Annotated in this window: 22 protein-coding genes; 8 read left to right on the top strand and 14 right to left on the bottom strand. The window is 66.0% G+C overall.

What is annotated here, in order from left to right; translation table 11 throughout:
• Nucleotides 1-609 (bottom strand): VOC family protein, encoded by a 609-nt coding sequence (locus tag RT513_RS04645; RefSeq protein ID WP_290688207.1) that lies wholly within the window; start codon nucleotides 607-609, stop codon nucleotides 1-3.
• Nucleotides 610-2,766 (bottom strand): methylmalonyl-CoA mutase, encoded by a 2,157-nt coding sequence (gene scpA, locus RT513_RS04640; protein WP_088215175.1) that lies wholly within the window; start codon nucleotides 2,764-2,766, stop codon nucleotides 610-612. It lies immediately after the preceding gene.
• Nucleotides 2,767-2,876: 110 nt separating this feature from the next.
• On the opposite strand from scpA, the gene RT513_RS04635 reads away from it, so the two are divergent.
• The gene (locus RT513_RS04635; protein WP_088215174.1) at nucleotides 2,877-3,365 is read left to right on the top strand and encodes a DUF4174 domain-containing protein; all 489 of its coding nucleotides are present in this window, start codon (nucleotides 2,877-2,879) and stop codon (nucleotides 3,363-3,365) included.
• A 5-nt stretch (nucleotides 3,366-3,370) separates the two neighbouring features.
• On the opposite strand, the gene RT513_RS04630 is transcribed toward RT513_RS04635, so the two are convergent.
• The 4 genes from RT513_RS04630 to RT513_RS04615 all read right to left on the bottom strand — a co-directional run bounded on the left by RT513_RS04630 (nucleotide 3,371) and on the right by RT513_RS04615 (nucleotide 7,949).
• Nucleotides 3,371-5,371, bottom strand: coding sequence for an acetyl/propionyl/methylcrotonyl-CoA carboxylase subunit alpha (locus RT513_RS04630; RefSeq protein ID WP_290688211.1), 2,001 nt, complete (start codon nucleotides 5,369-5,371; stop codon nucleotides 3,371-3,373).
• A 259-nt stretch (nucleotides 5,372-5,630) separates the two neighbouring features.
• Entirely contained in the window at nucleotides 5,631-6,035 is a 405-nt protein-coding gene (locus tag RT513_RS04625; RefSeq protein WP_088215172.1) for a hypothetical protein, read from the bottom strand.
• Nucleotides 6,035-6,391, bottom strand: a complete 357-nt coding sequence (locus RT513_RS04620; RefSeq protein WP_290688214.1) for a DUF6497 family protein — start codon at nucleotides 6,389-6,391, stop codon at nucleotides 6,035-6,037. The genes RT513_RS04625 and RT513_RS04620 overlap by 1 nt, the downstream gene beginning before the upstream one ends.
• Before the next feature lie 25 nt (nucleotides 6,392-6,416).
• Nucleotides 6,417-7,949, bottom strand: a complete 1,533-nt coding sequence (locus RT513_RS04615) for an acyl-CoA carboxylase subunit beta (protein ID WP_290688216.1) — start codon at nucleotides 7,947-7,949, stop codon at nucleotides 6,417-6,419.
• A 210-nt stretch (nucleotides 7,950-8,159) separates the two neighbouring features.
• Here RT513_RS04615 and RT513_RS04610 point away from each other — a divergent pair, with 210 nt between their 5' ends.
• Together RT513_RS04610 and RT513_RS04605 are read left to right on the top strand one after the other, a co-directional pair.
• Nucleotides 8,160-9,374: a multidrug effflux MFS transporter gene (locus RT513_RS04610; RefSeq protein ID WP_290688218.1), complete on the top strand. Its 1,215-nt coding sequence runs from the start codon at nucleotides 8,160-8,162 to the stop codon at nucleotides 9,372-9,374.
• A gap of 55 nt (nucleotides 9,375-9,429) precedes the next feature.
• Nucleotides 9,430-10,836, top strand: a complete 1,407-nt coding sequence (locus RT513_RS04605) for a short-chain fatty acyl-CoA regulator family protein (RefSeq protein WP_290688219.1) — start codon at nucleotides 9,430-9,432, stop codon at nucleotides 10,834-10,836.
• 86 nt (nucleotides 10,837-10,922) lie between these two features.
• On the opposite strand, the gene RT513_RS04600 is transcribed toward RT513_RS04605, so the two are convergent.
• From RT513_RS04600 to RT513_RS04590, 3 genes are all read right to left on the bottom strand, one after another.
• Entirely contained in the window at nucleotides 10,923-11,087 is a 165-nt protein-coding gene (locus tag RT513_RS04600; RefSeq protein WP_156961335.1) for a hypothetical protein, read from the bottom strand.
• An 87-nt stretch (nucleotides 11,088-11,174) separates the two neighbouring features.
• The gene (gene purB, locus RT513_RS04595) at nucleotides 11,175-12,482 is read right to left on the bottom strand and encodes an adenylosuccinate lyase (RefSeq protein WP_290688222.1); all 1,308 of its coding nucleotides are present in this window, start codon (nucleotides 12,480-12,482) and stop codon (nucleotides 11,175-11,177) included.
• Nucleotides 12,483-12,562: 80 nt separating this feature from the next.
• Entirely contained in the window at nucleotides 12,563-12,703 is a 141-nt protein-coding gene (locus RT513_RS04590; RefSeq protein WP_179209152.1) for a hypothetical protein, read from the bottom strand.
• Here RT513_RS04590 and RT513_RS04585 point away from each other — a divergent pair.
• Both RT513_RS04585 and RT513_RS04580 read left to right on the top strand, forming a co-directional pair.
• Nucleotides 12,702-13,517, top strand: a complete 816-nt coding sequence (locus RT513_RS04585) for a heme-dependent oxidative N-demethylase family protein (protein ID WP_088215166.1) — start codon at nucleotides 12,702-12,704, stop codon at nucleotides 13,515-13,517. The genes RT513_RS04590 and RT513_RS04585 overlap by 2 nt on opposite strands.
• A gap of 74 nt (nucleotides 13,518-13,591) precedes the next feature.
• Nucleotides 13,592-15,130 carry a YifB family Mg chelatase-like AAA ATPase gene (locus RT513_RS04580; protein WP_290688225.1) on the top strand — a complete coding sequence of 513 codons (1,539 nt, stop codon included), beginning with the start codon at nucleotides 13,592-13,594 and terminating at the stop codon, nucleotides 15,128-15,130.
• 1,035 nt (nucleotides 15,131-16,165) lie between these two features.
• Here RT513_RS04580 and parA read toward each other — a convergent pair.
• From parA to RT513_RS04565, 3 genes are all read right to left on the bottom strand, one after another.
• Nucleotides 16,166-16,801 (bottom strand): ParA family partition ATPase, encoded by a 636-nt coding sequence (parA, locus tag RT513_RS04575; protein WP_088215250.1) that lies wholly within the window; start codon nucleotides 16,799-16,801, stop codon nucleotides 16,166-16,168.
• Nucleotides 16,802-16,879: 78 nt separating this feature from the next.
• Nucleotides 16,880-17,689: an SseB family protein gene (locus tag RT513_RS04570; protein WP_290688228.1), complete on the bottom strand. Its 810-nt coding sequence runs from the start codon at nucleotides 17,687-17,689 to the stop codon at nucleotides 16,880-16,882.
• The gene (locus RT513_RS04565; protein ID WP_290688230.1) at nucleotides 17,679-18,293 is read right to left on the bottom strand and encodes a uracil-DNA glycosylase family protein; all 615 of its coding nucleotides are present in this window, start codon (nucleotides 18,291-18,293) and stop codon (nucleotides 17,679-17,681) included. Before RT513_RS04565 ends, RT513_RS04570 begins: the two co-directional genes overlap by 11 nt.
• Before the next feature lie 203 nt (nucleotides 18,294-18,496).
• Here RT513_RS04565 and RT513_RS04560 point away from each other — a divergent pair, with 203 nt between their 5' ends.
• Genes RT513_RS04560 through RT513_RS04550 form a run of 3 tightly spaced genes read left to right on the top strand, consistent with a single transcriptional unit; the run spans nucleotide 18,497 to nucleotide 21,134 of the window.
• Nucleotides 18,497-18,736, top strand: a complete 240-nt coding sequence (locus tag RT513_RS04560) for a hypothetical protein (protein WP_290688232.1) — start codon at nucleotides 18,497-18,499, stop codon at nucleotides 18,734-18,736.
• A 49-nt stretch (nucleotides 18,737-18,785) separates the two neighbouring features.
• Complete coding sequence (gene kdsA, locus RT513_RS04555; protein WP_088215163.1) at nucleotides 18,786-19,619, top strand: 3-deoxy-8-phosphooctulonate synthase; 834 nt, start codon at nucleotides 18,786-18,788, stop codon at nucleotides 19,617-19,619.
• A gap of 21 nt (nucleotides 19,620-19,640) precedes the next feature.
• Nucleotides 19,641-21,134 (top strand): phosphomannomutase/phosphoglucomutase, encoded by a 1,494-nt coding sequence (locus tag RT513_RS04550; protein ID WP_290688235.1) that lies wholly within the window; start codon nucleotides 19,641-19,643, stop codon nucleotides 21,132-21,134.
• A 51-nt stretch (nucleotides 21,135-21,185) separates the two neighbouring features.
• On the opposite strand, the gene RT513_RS04545 is transcribed toward RT513_RS04550, so the two are convergent.
• Together RT513_RS04545 and RT513_RS04540 are read right to left on the bottom strand one after the other, a co-directional pair.
• A complete protein-coding gene (locus RT513_RS04545) occupies nucleotides 21,186-21,464 on the bottom strand; it encodes a hypothetical protein (protein ID WP_143413145.1) in 279 nt (92 codons plus the stop codon).
• A gap of 501 nt (nucleotides 21,465-21,965) precedes the next feature.
• Nucleotides 21,966-22,721, bottom strand: a complete 756-nt coding sequence (locus tag RT513_RS04540) for an IclR family transcriptional regulator C-terminal domain-containing protein (RefSeq protein WP_290688238.1) — start codon at nucleotides 22,719-22,721, stop codon at nucleotides 21,966-21,968.
• Nucleotides 22,722-22,795: the final 74 nt, after the last annotated feature.

Below are 22,795 nucleotides of genomic sequence, written 5' to 3'. Positions count from 1 at the left end.
TCAGAGCGACCTGAGCCCGAGCGGCGTTTCGAACCATGCCGTCATGCCTGGCGCACCGGGCTGAACCGTGACACGCGCGTCCGCGAGGAAGGGGGCCAGCGCCGCCGCCAGCCCCGGCGCATCGGGATGGCGCAGCTCCAGCCGCACGAGTTCGATCCCCGTATTGCCCAGCCGCTGCACCGGATGCGCCACGCCCTGCCATTCGATCAGCGCGGGAAAGATGCCGTCGAAGGGCAGCTCGCCATCGTCCGACAGGCTGAACCGCCAGGCGAGATCACCCCGGGCCAGATCCTGCGGCGTGCCCGCGCCCGGCGGCGCATGGCGCAGCGCCGCCGTCAGATCCGGCACCGCCAGCACCCAGTTGGTCAGCCGTGCGGGCCCCGCAAGCCTGTCGAGCCCGAACCAGCGCGGACGGTCGGGGCGCGGCAGATGCGGCGCGGGAGAGATGACCTCCAGATACGCCTCGCCCGCGCCCAGCAACCGGTTGTGCGTGGCCATCAGCGCATGTTCCCCGCCGCCAGCGGGAGCGACACCGAGGTTCGCCTCAACGAAAGCCGCCCCTTCCTCCAGCGTCGCGGAGGAGACGACGAGATGGTCGATGACAGCCACCTACTCCGCCGCCTCGCTCTGCCGCGATGCGCGGATGAGATCGAGGATGTTCTTCGCCGCATCGGGAATGTTGGTGCCGGGGCCGAAGATCGCCTTCACGCCGTTGTCGTAGAGATACTGGTAGTCCTGCTGGGGAATGACGCCGCCGCAGACGACGATGATGTCACCCGCGCCCTGTGCCTTCAGCGCCTCCACCAGCTTCGGAGCCAGCGTCTTGTGCCCGGCCGCCTGGCTGGAGATGCCGACCACGTGCACGTCGTTGTCGATGGCGTCCTGCGCGGCTTCCTCCGGCGTCTGGAAGAGCGGCCCCACATCCACGTCGAAGCCGATGTCGGCGAATGCGGTGGCGATGACCTTGGCCCCGCGGTCGTGTCCGTCCTGCCCCATCTTCACCACGAGCATCCGCGGGCGCCGGCCCTCCTCCTCCGCGAAGGTTTCCACGTCGCGCTGGATGGCGGCGAAGCCTTCATCGCCCTCATAGGCAGCGCCATAGACCCCGGCGAGCGTCTTGACCTCCGCCCGGTGGCGGCCGAACACCTTCTCCATCGCCATGCTGATCTCTCCCACGCTGGCCCGCGCACGCGCAGCCTCCACCGCCGCCTCGAGCAGGTTGCCGCCTTCCGTCGCCCGGCGCGTGACCTCGGCAAGAGCGGCCTCGCAGGCGGCCTCGTTCCGGGTGGCGCGGATACGCTCCAGCCGCGCGATCTGCGACTCGCGGACCTTCTGGTTGTCGATGTCGAGGATCTCGATCGGATCCTGCTGGGCAAGGCGATACTTGTTCACCCCGACGATCACGTCCTCCCCCCGGTCGATCAGCGCCTGCCGCCGCGCGGCGGTCTCCTCTATGCGGAGCTTGGGCATGCCGGTGGCGACGGCCTTGGTCATGCCGCCCATGGCCTCCACCTCCTCGATCAGCGCCCAGGCCTTGTCGGCCAGTTCCGCCGTGAGGCTTTCGACATAATAGGACCCCGCCAAGGGATCGACGACATGGGTGATGCCGGTTTCTTCCTGCAGGATGAGCTGGGTATTCCGCGCGATTCGTGCAGAGAACTCGGTCGGCAGCGCGATCGCCTCATCCAGCGCGTTGGTGTGGAGCGACTGGGTGCCCCCCAGCGCCGCCGCCAGCGCCTCATAGGCGGTGCGGATGACGTTGTTGTAGGGGTCCTGCTCCTGCAACGACACGCCGGAGGTCTGGCAATGCGTCCGCAGCATCAGGGAGCCGGGCTTCTTCGGCGCGAACTCCTGCATGATCCGGGTCCAGAGCAGCCGCGCCGCGCGGAGCTTTGCCGCTTCCATGAAGAAATTCATGCCGATGGCGAAGAAGAACGACAGCCGTCCTGCGAAATCGTCCACGTTCATCCCGGCGGCGATGGCCGCGCGGACATATTCCCGCCCGTCCGCCAGCGTGAAGGCCAGCTCCTGCACGAGGTTCGCCCCCGCCTCCTGCATGTGATAGCCGGAGATGGAGATGGAGTTGAACTTCGGCATCTCCTTCGAGGTGTATTCGATGATGTCCGCGATGATCCGCATCGAAGGCTCGGGCGGATAGATGTAGGTGTTGCGGACCATGAACTCCTTCAGGATGTCGTTCTGGATGGTCCCGGAGAGCACGGCACGGTCATGCCCCTGCTCCTCCCCCGTGACGATGAAGTTGGCGAGGATCGGGATCACCGCGCCGTTCATCGTCATCGACACGGAGACCTTGTCCAGCGGAATGCCGTCGAACAGGATCTTCATGTCCTCGACCGAGTCGATGGCCACACCCGCCTTGCCGACATCACCCACCACGCGGGGATGGTCGCTGTCATAGCCGCGGTGGGTGGCAAGGTCGAAGGCGACAGACACGCCCTGCTGTCCCGCCGCCAGCGCCTTGCGGTAGAAGGCGTTCGATTCCTCCGCCGTGGAGAAGCCCGCATACTGCCGGATCGTCCATGGCCGGCCGGCATACATCGTCGCCCGCACCCCCCGCGTATAGGGTGCGATCCCCGGCAGGCTGCCCATATGGGGCAGGCTGGCCGTGTCCTCCTCCGTGTAGAGGGGCTTCACGGGAATGCCTTCCAGCGTCTGCCACGTCAGCGTATCGGGGTCGCGCCCCTTCAGCTCTTTCGTGGCCAGGGCGCGCCATGCATCCGTTTTGGCATCCGGCTTGTCGGTCATCTCTCTCCCTCCGCGCAGGGGCTGCGGCACAGGGCCGCAACCGGGATCATCGCGCTTTTAGCTGTGAATTGCACGCGGGCCTGCCTATATCTTGCGCGACTGGAGGCCCCATGATCCGCATCGCGACCGTTGTCCTTGCCGCATTGCTCGCGGCCCCCCTGATGGCGGAGACGCTGACGGCGCCGGTTCTCAGCACCGAACACCGGGCGCTGGCGGCGGGCACCGGCGCGGATCCGCTTCCGGCCGAAGGGGTGAAGCTGTCCGAATTCGCCTGGACCCATCGCCCGCTGGTGATCTTCGCCGACAGTCCGAACGACCCGGCCTATCTCCAGCAGCGGCAGATGCTGCTCTCCAGCCCGGAAATCCTCGCGGACCGGGAGATCGTCGTCATCGTGGACAGCGACCCCGATCAGCGGTCGGACCTGCGGATGCGGCTGCGCCCGCGCGGTTTTTCCCTCGTGCTGCTCGACAAGAACGGCTCCGTCCTGCTCACCCGACCGCTGCCCCGCACGGTGCGGGAAATCGCGGCGGCGGTGGACAAGACCCCCCTCCGCCGTCAGGAAGTGCAGGAGCGTCGGAGCACTCCGCGGAGCCAGTAGCCCGGTCACTCGAACTCCATGATGATGTCGTCCACGGCCAGGCTGGCGCCGGGTTCGGCGGCGATGTGCTTCACGACGGCCTTCTTTTCCGCGCGCAGGATGTTCTCCATCTTCATCGCCTCCACCACGGCAAGCGCCTGACCTTCCTGGACCTCCTGCCCCTCCTCCACAAAGATGCGGACGATGAGCCCCGGCATCGGGCAGAGCAGGAATTTCGACGTGTCGGGCGGCAGTTTCTCCGGCATGAGCCGGGCCAGCTCGGCCTGCCGCGGGCTGCGGACGTGAACCTTCATGTCCGCACCCTGAAAGCGGATGCGGAAGCCGGAGGTCGTATACCCCACCTTCAGCGTCAGCGGCTCTTCGTCGATGGTCACATGGGCGAGCGTTTGCCCCGGCCGCCAGTCGGAGATGACACGATGCTCCGCCCCATCCTCGAAAGTCACGGTGGAGCCGTCACGATCCGCCTCCACGTCCACGTTCAGGTCTTCGCCCTGAAGCGACACAACCCAGCTGTCACCCACCTTGCGCTCGTGATTGTCCATCCGCCCGGAGATGCGGGAGCGGCGGATCTCCGTCACGCGGAACATCGCGGCCGCGGCAGCCGCCACCTTGCGCGCCAGCGGCTCCGGCAGCGTCACGCCCTGAAACCCCTCGGGATATTCCTCCGCGATGAAGGCCGTGGTGATGTTGCCGCTGCGGAAACGCGGGTGGGCCATCACGGCGGACAGGAACGGCAGGTTGTGACCGATCCCCTCCACCTCAAAGGCGTCGAGCGCCTTTTCCATGCCCTCGATCGCCGCTTCCCGGTCAGGGGCCCAGGTGCAGAGCTTGGCGATCATCGGGTCATAGTACATGGAGATCTCGCCGCCCTCATAGACGCCGGTATCATTGCGAACCACCGCATCCGCGTGATGGAACTCCTCCGGCGGACGATAGCGGGACAGCCGCCCGATGGAGGGCAGGAAGTTGCGGTAGGGATCCTCGGCATAAAGGCGGCTTTCCATCGCCCAGCCGTTTATCTTCAGGTCTTCCTGCCGGAAGGGCAGAGGCTCGCCATCGGCCACGCGGATCATCTGTTCCACAAGGTCGATGCCGGTGATGAGTTCGGTAACGGGATGCTCTACCTGCAGACGGGTATTCATTTCGAGGAAGTAGAACTTCCGCTCCGCGTCCACGATGAATTCCACCGTGCCTGCGGAGGTGTAGCCCACCGCCTTGGCCAGCGCGACGGCCTGTTCCCCCATCGCCTTGCGGGTTTCCGGGTCAAGGAAAGGCGACGGCGCCTCTTCGATCACCTTCTGGTTGCGCCGCTGGATGGAGCATTCGCGCTCATGCAGATAGACGCAGTTGCCGTGTTTGTCGGCCAGAACCTGAATTTCGATATGGCGGGGCTGGGTGACGAACTTCTCGATGAAGATCCGATCATCCCCGAAGGAATTCGCCGCTTCGTTCTTCGACGATTCGAAGCCTTCGCGGGCTTCCTCCGCGTTCCACGCGATCCGCATCCCCTTGCCGCCGCCGCCTGCAGAGGCCTTGATCATCACGGGGAAACCCACTTCCCCGGCGATGCGCACCGCCTCATCCGCGTCGGCGATCAGCCCCATGTAACCCGGCACGGTGGAGACGCCCGCCTCCTGCGCCAGCTTCTTGGAGGTGATCTTGTCGCCCATCGCCTCGATGGCGGAGGACGGCGGGCCGATGAAGACCACGCCCTCCTTCTCCAGCGCCTCGGCGAACTTGCGGTTCTCCGACAGGAAGCCATAGCCCGGATGCACGGCCTCCGCGCCGGTCTGGCGGATGGCGTCCATGATCCTGTCGATCACGATGTAGGACTGGTTGGCGGGCGGCGGGCCGATATGCACCGCCTCGTCCGCCATCTTCACATGCAGCGCGTTGCGGTCGGCATCGGAATAGACGGCAACCGTCTTGATCCCCATCTTCCGCGCCGTCTTGATGACGCGACAGGCGATCTCTCCCCGGTTCGCGATCAGGATTTTCTTGAACATTCTCCGTCCCTTCCGTCACATCCCTCAGGCGAGCCGCGGCGACAGGCCGGACTGCCATGACATTCCTCACATGCCGGGGATCCCGCCTGAAAGGCCGACCCGCTCCGGGGGGATACGGGTCGGCAAGTCAGGAAAGGTTGACGGTCTGGATGGACCGGAGCGGCAACCCGCCCGCGATCAACATGCCTTCTCCGTCACCCGGCGCAATGGCCTTCGACAGGCGGACTTCCACAATGCGCGGGAGTCCGCCTGCCCTTTTTCAACCCTCATCCTCCCCGTCGCCCCAATCCTCCCATTCCTCCTGGACGGGGGCTTCCGGCGCCGCGAAAACCTGCGGGAAGGAGCGGCGGGCCTTCACCGGATCGATGCGCAGCAGCGCCTCGTAGCTTTCCGGGTCGAACGGGTCTTCGGCCGGAAACACCTCCTGCATGAACAGCCACGACAGCCGCCCCGCATCGAGGTTTCCCCGCTCGAACGGCTCCTCTCCGAACTGTTGCCAGAGGGCAGCCATGAAAGCCTCGTCCACGGCGCGATCGACCTTCCTTCGGTCGGCATAGCGCTTGCGGGAGATGAGTTTCGTCGCGCCCTCCTTGTTGGCGCGGCGGACGGTAAACTGAAAATCGGTGCCGGGGTATCGACCCGGAAATCCGCGGTGTTTGAGCATCAGAACGCCTCCCAGATGCAGTGGCCGTTCTCGATCCGGTAGGCCTCGAAGAACTGGACGACGCCGGGATCGGCGTCACCGAAGGCAATAGCGCGATCCGCGACGGAGATCACCACCTGCGCGGGCGATTCAGCGAGGCGGGACATGCGCGGCAGCGCGAAGGCTTCGCAGAGGGCGCGCATGTCCTGCTCCATGCCTTGCTTGCCGATCGGTCTGACCACGAAACGGAAGCGGAAGGTCAGCCCCTCCGGCCCCTCCGTGTCGCTGAGCATCTCCTGAAAGGTCACGGCCGCGCCGGAGGGAACGCGGATCGCCTCCGCGCCTCCCATCACAGGTAGTGCCACAAGTCCCGCCATGAGAACGCCCACCCCGATCCCCGCGTCAGAGCGGGATGTTGTCGTGCTTCTTCCACGGATTGGCGAGCTTCTTGCCCCGCAGGCTGGCAAAGGCGCGCGCCACGCGGCGACGGGTGGAGCGCGGCTGGATCACCTCGTCGATGAAGCCCTTCTCTGCCGCGACGAACGGATTGGCGAACCGCTCCTCATACTCCGCGGTGCGCGCCGCGATCTTCTCCGCATCGCCCAGTTCCGAACGGTAGAGGATCTCCACCGCGCCCTTCGCCCCCATCACCGCAATCTGCGCCGTGGGCCAGGCATAGTTGAAGTCGCCGCGCAGGTGCTTGGACGCCATCACGTCATAGGCGCCGCCATAGGCCTTGCGGGTGATGACCGTCACCTTCGGCACCGTCGCCTCGCCATAGGCGAAGAGCAGCTTCGCGCCATGCTTGATGACGCCGCCGTATTCTTGGCTGGTCCCCGGCAGGAAGCCCGGCACGTCCACCAGCGTCAGGATCGGGATCTCGAACGCATCGCAGAAGCGCACGAAGCGGGCCGCCTTGCGCGAGCTGTCGATATCCAGACAGCCCGCAAGCACCATCGGCTGGTTCGCCACGACGCCAACCGTCGTGCCTTCCAACCGGATGAAGCCGATCAGGATGTTCTTCGCGTAATCCGCCTGCACCTCGAAGAAATCGCCCTCGTCCGCGATCTTGAGGATCAGCTCCTTCATGTCGTAGGGCAGGTTCGGATTGTCCGGGATCAGCGTATCGAGGCTCGACTCCACCCGCGCGGGATCATCGAAGAACGGGCGGACGGGCGGCTTCTCCCGGTTGTTGAGCGGCAGGAAATCGAACAGCCGCCGGATCTCGATCAGCGCCTCCACGTCATTCTCGAACGCGCCGTCAGCCACGGAGGATTTGCGCGTATGCGTGCCGGCGCCGCCCAGTTCTTCCGCCGTCACGACCTCGTTCGTCACCGTCTTGACCACATCGGGACCGGTCACGAACATGTAGGAGGAATCGCGGACCATGTAGATGAAGTCCGTCATGGCGGGGGAATAGACCGCACCGCCCGCGCAAGGCCCCATGATGACAGAGATCTGCGGCACCACGCCGGAGGCCAGCACGTTCTTCTGGAACACGTCCGCATAGCCTGCCAGCGAGGCCACGCCCTCCTGGATCCGCGCGCCGCCGGAATCGTTCAGACCGATCACCGGCGCGCCGTTCTGCATCGCCATGTCCATGATCTTGCAGATCTTTTGTGCATGGGTTTCGGAGAGCGAGCCGCCGAACACGGTGAAATCCTGGCTGAACACATAGACCATGCGGCCGTTGATCGTGCCCCAGCCCGTGACGACTCCGTCGCCCGCGGGCCGCGACTCCTCCATGCCGAAGTCGGTCGAGCGGTGCTTGACGAACATGTCGAACTCCTCGAACGAGCCCGCGTCCAGCAGGACGTCCAGCCGTTCGCGGGCGGTGAGCTTGCCCTTGGCGTGCTGTGCGGCGATGCGCTTCTCGCCCCCGCCCAGCCGCGCCTCCGCCCGGCGTTCCTCCAGCGCTTCGAGAATGTCCTTCATCTTCCCCTCCGGCTTTTGTGGCACCCTATGCGGGGCATCGAGGGCGGGAAAGAGCTTTCAAGGATATTTGCAAATATGTTTGGCGGAAACAAATGCAAATTGCAAATTTAGCAAATATAACAATCGCAGGAGCGACACCAAATGTCGCTATTCGTCAATCATGCCGCTTTTGGAATGTACGCGCGGATGCAGGGGCTCTAGCAGCCGGATATGACCGCGACATTCCCTCCCCCTCGCAGCACGACACGCTTCCTTGACCGGAAATCGCCGCCCCATATCGGCACGCTGATCTTCATGGCAGCGCTGCCCGCGCTCACGACCAATATCTTCTTGCCATCCCTCCCGACGATGGCGCGGCATTTCAGCACCGATTACCACGTGGTGCAGCTTGGCGTGTCGCTATTTCTGGTGGCCAATGCGGTCTTGCAACTCGCGATCGGCCCGATTTCCGACAGGTTCGGCAGACGGCCGGTGCTGCTCGCCTCCGTCGCGGGTTATCTGGTCGCGACGCTCGGGGTCATGCTCGCGCCGACGGTGGAGCTGTTCCTCGCCTTCCGCATGTTGCAGGCGGTGATCGTGGCGGGGATGGTGCTCTCCCGTGCCATCATCCGGGACACGCACCCGCCGGAACGGTCGGCCGCGATGATCGGCTATGTCACGCTCGGCATGTCCATTGCCCCGATGATCGGGCCGACGCTGGGCGGCCTCCTTGACCAGACCTTCGGATGGCGGGCGAGCTTCACGCTCCTCCTTATCGCGGGCGGGGCGCTTCTCGCCCTTGCGTGGGCCGATCTGGGGGAGACGGCGCCGCTTCGGAGCCACGGCGGTTTCCGGCAGCAATTCCGCGCCTATCCCGCCCTCCTGTCCTCCCGCCGCTTCTGGGGGTTTTGTCTGGCAGCGACCTTTTCCTCCGGGGTGTGGTTCGCCTATGTCGGCGGTGCGCCCCTTGTCGCGAGCGACCTTTACGGGCTTACGCCCATGCAGCTCGGTATCGGGTTCATCTGTCCCGCCGTCGGTTATGCCTTGGGCAACTTCCTGTCGGGCCGGCTGTCGCTGCGCTTCGGGATCGAGCGGATGGTGGTATTCGGCAATGTCGTCTGCATGCTTTTCGCGCTGGCCCTTCTGGCGCTGGAGGTGTCCGGCCTGCTGAGCGTCACGCTCTTCTTCGGCATGATCGCGGGCGTCGGTGTCGGGAACGGCCTGACAATGCCCAATGCCATGGCGGGAATGCTGTCCGTGCGGCCGGAGCTGGCGGGCTCTGCCTCCGGGCTGGGGGGTGCGGTGACGCTGGGCGGGGGCGCGGCCTGCGCCGCCCTTGCCGCCTTCCTGCTGGGGGGCGGGGAGAGCGGGGCGATGCCGCTGCTGCTGTTCATGGCGGTGATCGGTCTGCTCGGCCTCCCGCCCCTGCTCTGGCTGCGCCGCTAGGGCTTGCAGCTACCTTTGCAAAGCTTATGGTGATATTTGCAAAGAGGAGGCCGCCATGGCGATGCAAAAGCTGTATGCCGGGGTGAAGCTGCGGGAGACGCGCACCCGCCTTGGCCTGACGCAGAAGGTCTTTGCCGAGAAGCTGGGCGTCTCCCTTCCCTATCTGAACCAGATGGAAAACAACCACCGGCCCGTCTCCACCGGGGTGGTGCTGTCGCTGGCACAGGAATTCGGGCTGGACGTTACGGAGCTTTCCACCGGCGAGGGGGAGCGCATCGTCTCCGACATGCGGGAGGCGCTGGCGGATCCGGTCTTCAGCGAGTCCACACCGCCGCTGGGCGATCTGCGCCTCGCCGCCTCCAATGCCCCCGTGCTGGCGCGCGCCTTTCTGGACCTGCACCGCGCCTATCGGCAAAGTCAGGAACGTCTCGCCTCGCTGGAGGATGTACTGGGGCGGGAGGGAAGCGCGCTCCGCCTGTCGCCTTGGGAGGAGGTTCGCGACTTCTTCCACTATTGCGACAATTACATCGACGCGGTGGATCGCGCAGCGGAACGCCTGACCCATGGGGTGGATGGCAGGCGGCGCGACCCGCACACCGCGGCGGAGGAAATGTTTGCCAGCCTCGGCTACCGCGTCGAAATGACCGACACGCCGGTCCTGCGCAGCGCGGATCCGGAGCGGCGGATCATCACGCTCTCCACCACGGCCCCGCCTGCGACGCGCACGTTTCAGCTGCTCCACCAGCTCGCCCTGCTGACCCAGCGCCCGCTGCTGGAGGCGACGCTCGACCTCGCCCGGTTCCCGACGGAGGAGGCCCGCGCGCTTGCCCGCACGGGAATGGCCAATTACTTCGCGGGGGCGGCGCTGCTGCCCTATCGTGCCTTTCTTTCCGCGGCGCGTGAGACGCGGCATGACCTTGAAAGACTGGCTGACCGCTTCGGCGCCTCCATAGAACAGGTCGCACATCGGCTCTCCACCCTGCAAAGGCCGGGGGAGAAGGGCGTGCCCTTCTTCTTCGTCCGCGTCGATCAGGCGGGCACGATCACCAAGCGCCACTCCGCCACGCGGTTGCAGTTCGCCCGCTACGGCGGCTCCTGCCCGCTGTGGAACGTCCATCAGGCGTTCGAGACGCCGGGCCGTTTCCTGCGCCAGTTGATGGAGACGCCGGACGGCGTTCGCTATCTGTCCATCGCGCGGGACATCTCCAAACCGGCAGGCTCCTTCGGGGCGCCGGTCCGCCGTTATGCCATCGCGCTCGGTTGCGAGATCGGCCATGCGGAAAGCATCGTCTATGCCGACGACCTGAACGTCGCGCGGCAGAAATCATATGAGGTGGTCGGCATTTCCTGCCGGATCTGCGAGCGGCGCAACTGCCACCAGCGATCCGTGCCGCCGCTGGAACGCCGACTGCGGATCGACCCCGATCACCGCGGCATCCTGCCCTATGAGATCGGCGGCTGACCGGGGGCAGGTTTTCTGCGCCCCGGTCAGCTTATATCATCCCGGTCACCTTACTCCGCCCCGGTTCGCCCCGGTTCGACGAAGGATCACCCGGCGGGCGTCACGCAGCGGCTGGCCGCGTCATCCCAGACCTGACCCGTCACGCAATTCTGCGCCGAGACATGTTTCGCCCCGCAGGCCGCGGCCGCGATCCCCGGCCCCAGCGCCGCGATAAGCGCAAGGGCGGTGGCAGGAAGCAGTTTCGTCTTCATCTCCGTCTCCCTTTCGTGGTGGAAGACGCAAGGGTCCGGCCAAAGGTGATTCGTTGCAATATGCAATCGCCCCCTGGCCGGACGGCATCACGCCTCGCCAAACACCCGGCGGAAGATCGTGTCCACGTGTTTGGTGTGATAGCCGAGGTCGAACTTCTCCTCGATCTCGGCGGGCGACAGGGCGGCGGTGACCTCCGGGTCGGCCAGCAGCTCCGTCTTGAAATCCGCGCCCTGCTCCCAGACCTTCATCGCGTTCCGCTGGACGAGACGATAGGCGTCCTCCCGGCTCACACCGGCCTGTGTCAGCGCCAGCAGCACCCGCTGCGACATGACCAGCCCTTTGAACTTGTTCATGTTCCTCAGCATGTTTTCTGGATACACAACCAGCTTTTCCACAACGCCCGCAAGCCGGTTCAAGGCGAAGTCGAGATGCACCGTCGCATCCGGCCCGATGCCCCGCTCCACGGAGGAATGCGAGATGTCGCGCTCATGCCAGAGCGCCACGTTCTCCATGGCAGGCGTCACAGCAGACCGCACGAGCCGCGCCAGCCCCGTCAGGTTCTCCGTCAGCACGGGGTTGCGCTTGTGCGGCATGGCGGAGGAGCCTTTCTGCCCGGGGGAGAAATATTCCTCCGCCTCCAGCACCTCGGTCCGCTGCATGTGCCGGATTTCGATGGCGATATTCTCCATCGACGAGGCGATCACTCCCAGCGTGGCAAAGAACATCGCGTGCCGGTCACGGGGGATGACCTGCGTGGAGATGGGTTCGGGCTTCAGCCCCATCTTCTCGCAGACATACTCCTCCACCCGCGGGTCGATATTGGCGAAGGTGCCGACCGCGCCGGAGATGGCGCCAGTGCGCACCTCCTCCCGGGCCGCCACCAGCCGGTCCCGGCCCCGCGCCATTTCCGCATAGAAGCGGGCGAAGGTCAGGCCCATCGTGGTGGGTTCCGCGTGGATGCCGTGGCTGCGGCCGATGCGCACCATGTCCTTGGTCTCGAACGCGCGTTTCTTCAGCGCGGCCAGCACCTTGTCCATATCCGCCAGCAGAATGTCCGCCGCGCGCACGAGCTGCACGTTCAGCGTCGTGTCCAGCACGTCCGAGGAGGTCATGCCCTGATGCACGAACCGCGCCTGCTCCGCGCCGATATGTTCGGCCAGATGGGTGAGGAAGGCGATGACGTCATGCTTGGTGACGGCCTCGATCTCGTCTATCCGGGCCACGTCGAACTCCACGTCCCTGGCCTTCCACACCGCTTCCGCGTTTTCCTTCGGGATCACCCCGATCTCGGCCTGCGCGTCGGAAGCATAGGCCTCGATCTCGTACCAGATGCGGAATTTCGTCTCAGGCGACCAGATGGCCACCATTTCGGGGCGGGAATAACGGGGGATCATGGCGGCTCCTCGGGCAGCTTGGAAAATGGCTCGGATCGGAACGGGGGCGCCGCGCATCCGGCACGGCTGACGGGGGCCGTTTAGGCCCTGACGGCCGGTTCGGCAAGCGCCGCCTCTGCGAAAGCCGCTTTGAGACGCCCCGATCCTGCGCCAATATGGCGCACCGTGCTCCCGCCCGGAGCCTTCAGCTTCCAGCCCTCAGCCAGGTTTGCATCGTCCATGACCGACACGCCCTCCCTGCCCCCCGTTTTCCATGATGCCCTGCCCGTCGCCGCATGGATGGATGAAAAGACTCGCCGCCTTCCCGGCATCCAGCCCCTAGCGCCCGGAGACTGGCTCCGCGTGGACGAGGCTTTCGCCGGTCAGATGGCGCTCCGCGACAGGCTGATCGCCACGCGGCGGGAGGACGTTCTGGCGCTGGCGGAAAACACCAGGCCCGCGGCGGAGGAGTTGCTGGAGCGTGTGCTATCGGAGATCGCAGTCCATCCGGGTTACGTCGTGGAGGCGGAGACTGTTCGTCGCCCTGACGGCGTCGAGGTGGCGATCGACCGGCGCGATCCGCTCGCCACGGCGGGGCGGCTCGTGCAATGCGACCTCTGCCTGCTCGACAATCCCGGCGGCGGGGAACACGCGCTGCTGGGTGCGGTGCTCTGCTTTCCGGCAAGCTGGACGCTGCGGGAGAAGTTCGGGCGCGGGTTGCTCTCCATCCACACGCCGGTACCGCGCTATGACGCGGACGTGGCCAAGCGGGTGCAGCGGCTCTTCGACGCCGTGCGGCCGGAACAGCCGCTCTGGCGGGTGAACGCGCTTTCCTACGGATCGGCGGTTCTCCATCACCCGCGCCCCGAATACGCCCCCCGGTCCGCGCCGGGGCCGGAAAGCTATGTGCGTGCGGAACGGCAATGCATTCTCCGCCTGCCCGCGACGCGCGCGGTGGTCTTTTCGATCCACACCTATCTGCTGCCGCGCGCGCGTCTGTCGGAGGAGCAGGAAGCAGGCCTGATCGCGCATCCGTTCCACCGCTTTTCGGCCTGACGTGCAGGACGCATTAACCATTTGTAAACCGCTTCGGGGCAAGGTCGGGCCGTAATCAGCAGGAAGGTTTCCCGATGACGGCCCGCGCCTATACCGTCGCTTTCGAAGGGGTGGAGGCACGGATCGTGGAGGTGCAATGCGCCCTTTCTGCCGGGCTGCCCGCCTTCTCCATCGTCGGTCTGCCGGACAAGGCCGTGTCGGAGGCGCGGGAGCGTGTGCGGGCGGCGCTGGCGGCCATGTCCATCGCCCTGCCCAGCCGCCGCATCACCATCAACCTCTCCCCCGCCGACCTGCCGAAGATCGGCTCGCATTTCGACCTGCCCATCGCCATTGCCCTGCTCGCCGCCCTCGATATCGTGCCGAAGGACGCGGTGGAGGGGGCGGTATTCATCGGCGAACTGTCGCTTGACGGCCGGTTGCAGGCGGTGAGCGGGGCGCTGCCTGCGGCCATGGCGGCGGCCACGGAAAACCTCGGTCTCGTCTGCCCGAAGGATTGCGGGCGCGAGGCCGCCTGGGTGGAGGCGGCGCAGGTGATCGCACCCCGCTCGCTCCTGGAACTCGTGCGGCATTATACCGGCCAACAGCCCCTTCCCCCCGCCGAACCGGGCGAGGTCGTGACCCCGGCGAGCAGCCGGGATCTGGCCGATGTCAAGGGACAGGAACGGGCGAAGCGGGCGCTGGAAATCGCCGCCGCGGGCCGGCATCATCTCCTGCTCATCGGCTCTCCCGGGTCGGGGAAGTCCATGCTGGCCGCACGGCTTCCCGCCCTCATGCCGCCGCTCTCGCCGGCCGAGGCGCTGGAGACCTCCATGATACACTCGCTTTCGGGCCTGATCCGGGAGGGAGGGCTGTCCAGAAGCCGCCCATTCCGCGAGCCCCATCACACCGCCTCCATGGCTGCGATCGTGGGCGGCGGGCGCACTGCCGCGCCGGGGGAGGTCTCGCTCGCCCATAACGGCGTGCTGTTTCTGGACGAGTTTCCCGAATTTCCCCGCGCCGTGCTGGAAACGCTCCGCCAGCCCCTGGAGACCGGGGAGATCGTCGTCTCACGCGCCAATGCCCACAGCCGCTACCCCTGCCGGTTCCTGCTGGTCGCCGCCGCAAACCCCTGCCGATGCGGCTTCCTCGCCGAGCCTGCGCGGGCCTGCGCCAAGGCGCCCGACTGCGGCGCGGACTACCTCGCGCGCATTTCCGGCCCGCTGATGGACAGGTTCGACCTTCGGGTGGACGTCCCGCCCGTCGCCTATGCCGACCTTGACCGGCAGGAAACGGGCGAAGGTTCCGCTCCGGTGGCCGCGCGCGTCGCAGCGGCGCGGGCGCTGCAGACCCGGCGCTACGAAGGGAAAGCAGGCATCCGCTCCAATGCCGATGCGGAGGGCCGTCTGCTGGAGGAGATCGCAACGCCCGACAGTTCCGGCAAAACGCTTCTCAATCGCGTGGCGGAGCGGTTCGGGCTTTCCGCCCGCGGCTATCACCGCGTGCTGCGCGTGGCCCGCACCATCGCCGATCTGGCGGGTTCCGAGACCGTGCGGGAGGCTCACGTGGCAGAGGCGGTGAGCTACCGCCTGAACCTTGGCAGCGGGGAAGCCAGTCCGTCGCGCATGAAGGCTTAGGGAGGCTGCTGAAGGGCCTCTGGTCTGCGCGGGGCGGAAATCGTCCGCGATCCGGGAAATCCAAGCATTGCTGGTGGGTCCGGGACTGACTTCCCGATTTCCAGAGCATGGACCGGACATTTCAGAGCTTTTTCAACGGCCTGTCAGACTGCGGATCTTCAGGCGGGCTGACCCGTGTCGGCGGCCTCCCTGCGGCATTCTTCGTGCGAGGGTTGCGCCATATGGGCTGACACCGAGCCTTGGGACTGGGAGAGAGCATCACGGTCGCCGGGCTGGGCGTCGGGGGGCCGATTGCTGCTGCGGGCGCGCCCGGCACGCGCGGCGGTGGAATGGGATCCGCATGGGCTCGAACCGCCTCGATCCTATCCGCAAGCTGGTGCAGAAACTGGCCGCGCGCGGGACATGGCAGCGGTCCTGTTACGAGACCAGTCCCGGCGGCTATGGTCTCCACCACAAGCTTGTCGAGAGGAGCATGGCTGCACCGCCGTTGTGCTCTCGCTGATGCGGTGAAGCCCGATCAACAGACCGAAGCAACCTCCGGACTAGACTTCGGTCACAGCGTCAGCCAATCCGCGTATGAGAGCCTGTCTGGCAGTCGCCTCGGCTCCCCATGCATCCACACCGGGACGCCCCCGGTCGAGCTGGAAGAAAGCGTTGCGTAACGGGTTGACGATCATCGTGAGCAGACGGACCAGAAGGCCCATCAGCCCTGCATCGGAGCGGAAATCGTTCGCAATCTGACGAAATTCAGCCGGAGACCCGCGCAGTTCGTGTCATTTCCGAGCCGCTTTCCCGGCTTGCAGAAAGGGGGCGGCCAGAAAGGGGGTTTCCAGAAAGAGGCATGGGACTTCAGGGCTTGTCAGCAGCCTTTTGGACCGGGCGGGGCCACCTGTGATGGAGCGGGCCGTTCGGCGATCCGCGTGAGGATAAGGCACCGCTGCCCTGACCGGCCCGCATCGGGACACGCCGGTGGTCCCGGCGACACCCCGGGGAACGGCTCCCGCGACCCAGCCGGAACGCCCGCTCTCCGGCCGTTCAGGTCGCCAGTCGCTCCTTGATCTCTTTGCGCAGCGCGGCGATCTCCTGCGCGGCGGGGCTGCTCCGCGCGGCTTCCAGCGCCGAAAGCCCCTGCCCCAGCGTCTCGGCATAAACCACCCGGTTGCCGAGCGTCGCGCCTGCAAGATCGGCGTTCAGGGAACGGGCGGCTTCGGCCACTTCCGCTGCGAGACGCGTACCGGGTTTCGTGCGGTTCAGCACCAGCACCGCCGTCCGCTTCACCCGCTCCGCCAGATCGAGCACCCCTTCCGTCGCCCAGAGATCGACATGCGAGGACGCCACCGGCACAAGCACCAGATCCGCCTCCCGCAGCGCGGGACGCAGGTCGGAGTCCACTTTTGGCGGGGTGTCGATGATGACGTAATCCGCCATCCTGCGCAGCTTGTCGCATTCATAGGACACGCCCCATGCGGAGGCCGTCGAGAATTCCAGCCCCGCGTCCCCGAGCCGCTCCCGCCGCGTCATGAACCAGCGGCCAAGGCTACCCTGCGGATCGGTGTCGATCAGCGCCACCGAATTCCCCTCCGCCGCCAGCGCGACGGCGAGGTTGGCTGCAATGGTGGTCTTGCCACTGCCGCCCTTCTGCTGTGCGACGGTGATGATCCTGCCAGTCATGCCTGTCCCCTTCAGCCCCTGCTCCAGCCTATCCACCATGCCGCAGCGCGGAAAGGAAAACTTGCGGACCGCCCGAGGTCAGCGCAGCCGCGGCGGCTTCAAGGGATCCATACCGGGGGGAAGCGGCGTCGTCTCCACCTGCACGGGGGTGGCTTCGGGGAGGTCGAAGCGCAGGCCCACGCGGGCAAGACGCGCCGCGATCGGGTCGGAGAGGTCGAAGAAGGCCACGTCCAGCGCCCCGGCCTCGATCCCCGAAAAGGCCAGCGCCTCATGCGTTGCGCGAACCAGGGCCTGCGTCGCACCGGGAGCTGCGGCCATGAAGGCCAGCATGTGGCTTGGCCGCCCGTCCGAGTAGCGCACCCCCACGAGATAGGCGGACCGGGCAAGCCCGGCAGCCAGCGCCAGCTTGGTATCCAGCGCCGCGACAAAGCTTTCCGGCAGGCCACGCGGCGGCAGGATTTCCTCCGGCCGGGCCTCCAGCTCCTCCGCCTCCCGCTCCAGCGTCTCCGCCAGCCAGCGGACCGCATCGGCCGGCATCAGAAAGCCGGAGGCTGCGCCAAGATTCAGCGCCATCCCCAGACCCTCCCCCGCCAGCATGCCCGCGACCACCCGCCCGGGCAGGGCGACATAGGGGGCAACACCTTCCGCAAAGGCAGCCAGCCGGTCCTCCCGGTCAAAGGCCGCGATCATCGCGCCGTCCTCAAGCGGAAAGATGCGGGGACGGACGGTATCGTCCTCCGTCTCCTCCTCGAGCAGCAGGTAAAGCTCCGAATCGGCCACCCGCTCATAGAAGGCAAGCCGAAGCGCATCGTCCTCGGGACGGGCCTCCATCGCCTCATGCGCCAGATCGATCGCCGTCTTCTGCATCGCCGCTCCTTCAGCTTCCATCCAGCACCTCCCGCACCCGCGCCCGAAGCACGGGAAGCAGCTCCGCCGCGAACCAGGGGTTCCGTTTCAGCCACCCGGTATTGCGCCAGGAGGGATGAGGCAAGGGAAAGACGCGCGGCGCATGGGCGCGCCAGCCCGCGACGGTCTCCGTCACGCCGCCTTTCGCGCCCAGATGCCAGCGATGGGCATGGCCACCGACCGGTAGCAGAAGCGGCATCTCGCCCAGCGCCTCAGTCACCTGATCGTGCCATGCGACCGCGCAACGCGGCGGGGGTGGCAGGTCAGCGCCCTTGGCGTCATAGCCGGGAAAGCAGAAGGCCATCGGCACCACGGCGACGCGGGAGAGATCGTAGAATTCCTCCTCCGACATGCCCAGCCACTCACGAAGCCGCCTGCCGGACGCATCCCAGAACGGCCGCCCCGCCTCATGCACACGCAGGCCGGGCGCCTGACCGGCGATGAGGATCCGCGCCCCCGGCCGGAACCAGACCACCGGACGCGGCTTGTGGGCCGTCGCGGTGCGTGCGAAATCCTCTGCGCACAACCGGCAGGATTCGATCTGCCGGACAAGCTTCGGCGCGGTTTCGGGTGGCAAGATCGACATGCGATACTAGGTAGGCATCGGGACGCGCGGCGACAATCGTTGCGTTTACCCGATGGTAGGAAGTTCATGACACATCGCGCGGGACGACGCGAAAGGTCGGACAAGCAGGCAAGGAGAGGGGCTGGCGCCCGGGTTGCACGAAAATGTTGCATCCAGATGGTACACAAGCCACCATACCCCTGTTCGGACAGGTGATTTCAGAAATGAGTATTCGGGTAAGACGGTTTCGCACCCGCTCGGGGGAAGCGCTCGGCCCGCTGGCGCCGCTGGGGCCCGGCAGCATCGCGGCAAATGCTGCGGAGAATGCGATGATGCAGGCCCAGCTGCCCCTCGACGGGGCAGCACCAGCGGCTGTCCTGCAGATGGGACGCGCGCCCGCAGAGGAGCGGGACGAGCGGATTGCCGCCGTGAGGCCGGTCAGCCCGGACTGGCGCTCCGCGTGATCTTACCTATTTTGGCGTCAACAGAATTCAGCGTTACGGAGACGCCGGAATGACAACGTTTCGTATTGGAGAGGTGGAGGTCGGCAACGACCTTCCCATGGTCCTCATTGGCGGTCCCTGCCAGTTGGAGACGGCGGATCACGCCCAGATGATCGCCGGCCGGCTGAAGGAGATCTGCGACGGGCTGGGCATCGGGCTGATCTTCAAGTCCAGCTTCGACAAGGCCAACCGCTCCTCCCTCACCGGCAGGCGCGGCGTGGGGATGGAAGCCGGACTGAACATTCTGGCGGGCGTGAAGCAGATCTTCGGCCTGCCGGTGCTGACCGATGTCCATGAGAGCTGGCAGTGCGAGGATGTGGCCGCGGTGGTGGACGTGATCCAGATCCCCGCCTTTCTCAGCCGCCAGACCGATCTGCTGCTTGCCGCCGGGCGGACGGGAGCGGCCGTGAACATAAAGAAGGGGCAGTTCCTTGCCCCCTGGGACATGCCGAACGTCGCCGACAAGGTCGCCTCCACCGGCAACGACCGCATCCTGCTGACGGAGCGGGGCACCACCTTCGGCTACAATACCCTGGTGACGGACATGCGATCCCTGCCCCAGATGGTGCGGACGGGATATCCGGTCATCATGGATGCCACCCATTCCATCCAGCAGCCGGGCGGCCTCGGCACCGCTTCCGGCGGCCAGCGCGAATTTGCGCCCGTCATGGCGCGGGCGGCCATCTCCCTCGGCATCGCAGGCGTGTTCATTGAGACGCACCAGGACCCCGACAACGCGCCATCCGACGGTCCGAACATGATCCGGCTTGATCGCATGCCCGCGCTTCTGGAAAGTCTCAAGGCGTTCGATATGCTTGCCAAAGCCGACCCGATCCGCATCTGACCCCCCAAACGAGAGTTCCGTATGAAACCCTTGCCCGTCTCCAAGCCCAACACGTGGGAATTCCTGCGCGATCCGATGATCGCCCCCACCGGATTCCGCGAATATGACGCGCGGTGGAAGTATCCGCAGGAAATCAACCTGCCCGGCATGACGGCACTGGGTCTGGGCCTTGGCACGCAGATGTGGAGACGCGGGATCGAGCCGGTGATCGCCGTCGGCAACGACTATCGCGACTATTCGCTCGCCATCAAGAACGCGCTGATCCTCGGCCTCATGCAGGCGGGGATCCATGTGAAGGACATCGGCCCCGCGCTGTCTCCCATGGCCTATTTCAGCCAGTTCTACCTGGATGCGCCCGCGGTGGCGATGGTCACGGCCTCTCACAACCCGAACGGCTGGACCGGCGTGAAGATGGGGTTCGAGCGCCCCCTCACCCATGGCCCGGACGAGATGGCGGAGCTGAAGAACATCGTCCTGAACGGTGAGGGCGAGGCCCGCGAGGGGGGCAGGTACGAATTCGTCGATGGTGTGAAGGAGGCGTATCTGGACGATCTGGTCGGCGATTTCCGCATCTCGCGCCCGCTGAAGATCGTCTGCGCCACCGGCAACGGCACCGCCTCCGCCTTTGCTCCCGAAGTGCTGAAGCGCATGGGGGTTGAGGTCGTGCCGCTGCACAACGAGCTCGACTACACCTTCCCGAACTACAACCCGAACCCCGAAGACATGGAGATGCTCCATGACATGGCCCATGCCGTGAAGGCGTCGGGCGCGGACATGGCGCTCGGCTTCGACGGCGACGGGGACCGCTGCGGCGTCGTGGACGATGAGGGCGACGAGATCTTCGCCGACAAGGTGGGCGTCATCATGGCGCGCGATCTGGTGAAGCTCTATCCCGGCGCAACCTTCGTGGCGGATGTGAAATCCACCGGTCTCTTTGCCTCCGACCCTGACCTGATCGCGGCGGGCGCGAAGGCCGATTACTGGAAGACCGGCCACAGCTACATGAAGCGCCGGGTCAAGGAACTGGGCGCTCTCGCGGGGTTCGAGAAGTCGGGCCACTACTTCCTCGCCGAACCGATCGGGCGTGGCTACGATGACGGGATGCGCGTTGCGGTGGAGATCTGCAAGCTCATGGACCGCAATCCGGGCGCCAAATTCTCCGACCTGAAGAAGGCACTGCCCAAGACCTTCTCTTCGCCCACGATGTCGCCCGCCTGCCCGGATACGGAGAAGTATCAGGTGCTGGGCCGGATCGTGGAGAAGCTGGTGAAACGCGGGGAGGAAGGCGGCTCCCTCGGCGGTGTGAAGATCAAGGAAATGGTGACCGTGAACGGTGCCCGCGTCATCCTTGAGAACGGCGGCTGGGGGCTGGTGCGGGCGTCCTCCAACACCCCGAACCTCGTCGTCGTGGTCGAAAGCCCGGAAAGCGATGAGCAGCTCCGCGCGATCTTCCAGGATCTGGACAGCGTGATCCGCACCGAACCCTCGGTCGGTGACTACGACCAGACGATCTGATCGGAAGGGGGCCGGCTTATCGGAAGGGGGCCGGTCGCCCGGCCCCTTTATCTACCCGCGGATCACGCGCAGCGCGACTCCGCGGAGCGCCATGACCACACCAAGGATCAAGGCATTCGCAACCAGCCCTGTCGCGAAGGCGGCCATGAACGGTTGCCCCTGATGGAGCGTCATCGGGATCAGCGCTGCAACGAAGGCGATTCCGGCAAGCGATGGCACGAGCACCCCGGTGGTCGCCCGCGTGTTTGCAATCGTGAATGTCAGCGCGATGAGCAGCCCGATCCGAAACGGATCGGCAAGCTGGCTCATGAACAAGTTCAACAAATTCAAGTCATCCTCCCCAAAAGTCTCCCGCGGAGGATACTGCACGGTCGCCCCTCAAAAAGAAACGGAAAACAGGGAGCTGCGATGTTCGTTCAGAACCGGACGGTCTTCGCGCGTTGGGGGTTAGTGCAGATCGGCGTCCGGCGACTACCTGCGACGGACTGCGACGGACTGCGACGGACTGCGACGGGCAGGATCGCATCCGTCGGAAGCCGCGATCAACGACCCTTGCGCCGGGTATCCATCCGGGAGCGTTTGCTGACGATCCGGCCCGCAGCAAGGCCCTCCCGCCGTGGTTCCCCGGCAAGGCGAAAGTGAAGAAGCGCTCTGCGCAAGCGGTCCTGAAGCCCCCGCACGGGTTGGCCCGCGGCGCAGCATGACGCCGACCAGGATCGGCCCCTGCCCCAGCAACCTCTGCCCCCGCAACCTCCGCCCCTGAAAGAACAAGCCAGAGACGGGCCCTGAACAAAGGGAACCGCCCAGCGGCAAGCACTTGCGCGCGCTCCCCTATGCAAGCAGGGGCCGCAGCGCGGCCTGCACCGCGCGCAGAGGGGGCAGGAAGCGCCCCGCCATTTCCACCGCTGGAACCTGCGCCGCCGGCGCGCCGATGTTCAGCGCGGCAACGACCTGTGACCGGTCGTTCAGAACCGGCACGGCTATGGAGCACAGGCCGATTTCCAATTCCTGATCGATCACCGCATAGCCCTGCTGACGGACACGTGCGAGTTCCTGCATCAGCAGAGCGGGATCGGTGAGCGTGCGCGCGGTATATGGAGGACGGTCGGCGGACCGGATCAAGGCCTCCGCCTGCCCTTCCGGCAGCGCGGCCAGCAGAATGCGGCCCATGGAGGAGCAGAACGCCGGCAGACGGCTGCCCGCCATCAGGTTGATCGACATGATCCGCTGCTGGGCGGAACGCGCGATGTAAACGATTTCCGCCCCGTCCAGCACGGACACGGAGGAGCTTTGCCCGACTTCCGCCGACAGCCTGTCGAGCCGGGGCTGGATCACCGTGGCAAGCGGCAACCCCTGCAACCATGCCTGGCCAAGCCGCGCGACCTTGGGGGTGAGGGCGAAGAACTTGCCGTCATGCTCCGCATAGCCGAGCGCGACGAGCGTGAGGAGACAGCGCCGCGCCGTTGCCCGGTCCAGGTCGGCCCGCTCCGCCACCTCGGTAATGGTGAGCCGCGGCACCCCGGCAAACGCTTCGATGACCCGCAGGCCCTTGGCAAAGCCGCCCATCAGGTCGCGCGCATCGGTCATTTCCGGCCCTCAAATGCGATAATCGAACAAATATCGCATAACGCACAAACCTGTTGCTGTCGAGCAAGGCTGGG

It is taken from the genome of Haematobacter sp. (assembly GCF_032102465.1).
Taxonomy (GTDB): Bacteria; Pseudomonadota; Alphaproteobacteria; order Rhodobacterales; family Rhodobacteraceae; genus Haematobacter.
The sequence above is the reverse complement of the archived record's forward strand: the minus strand, read 5'-3'. Positions and strand labels throughout refer to the sequence as shown.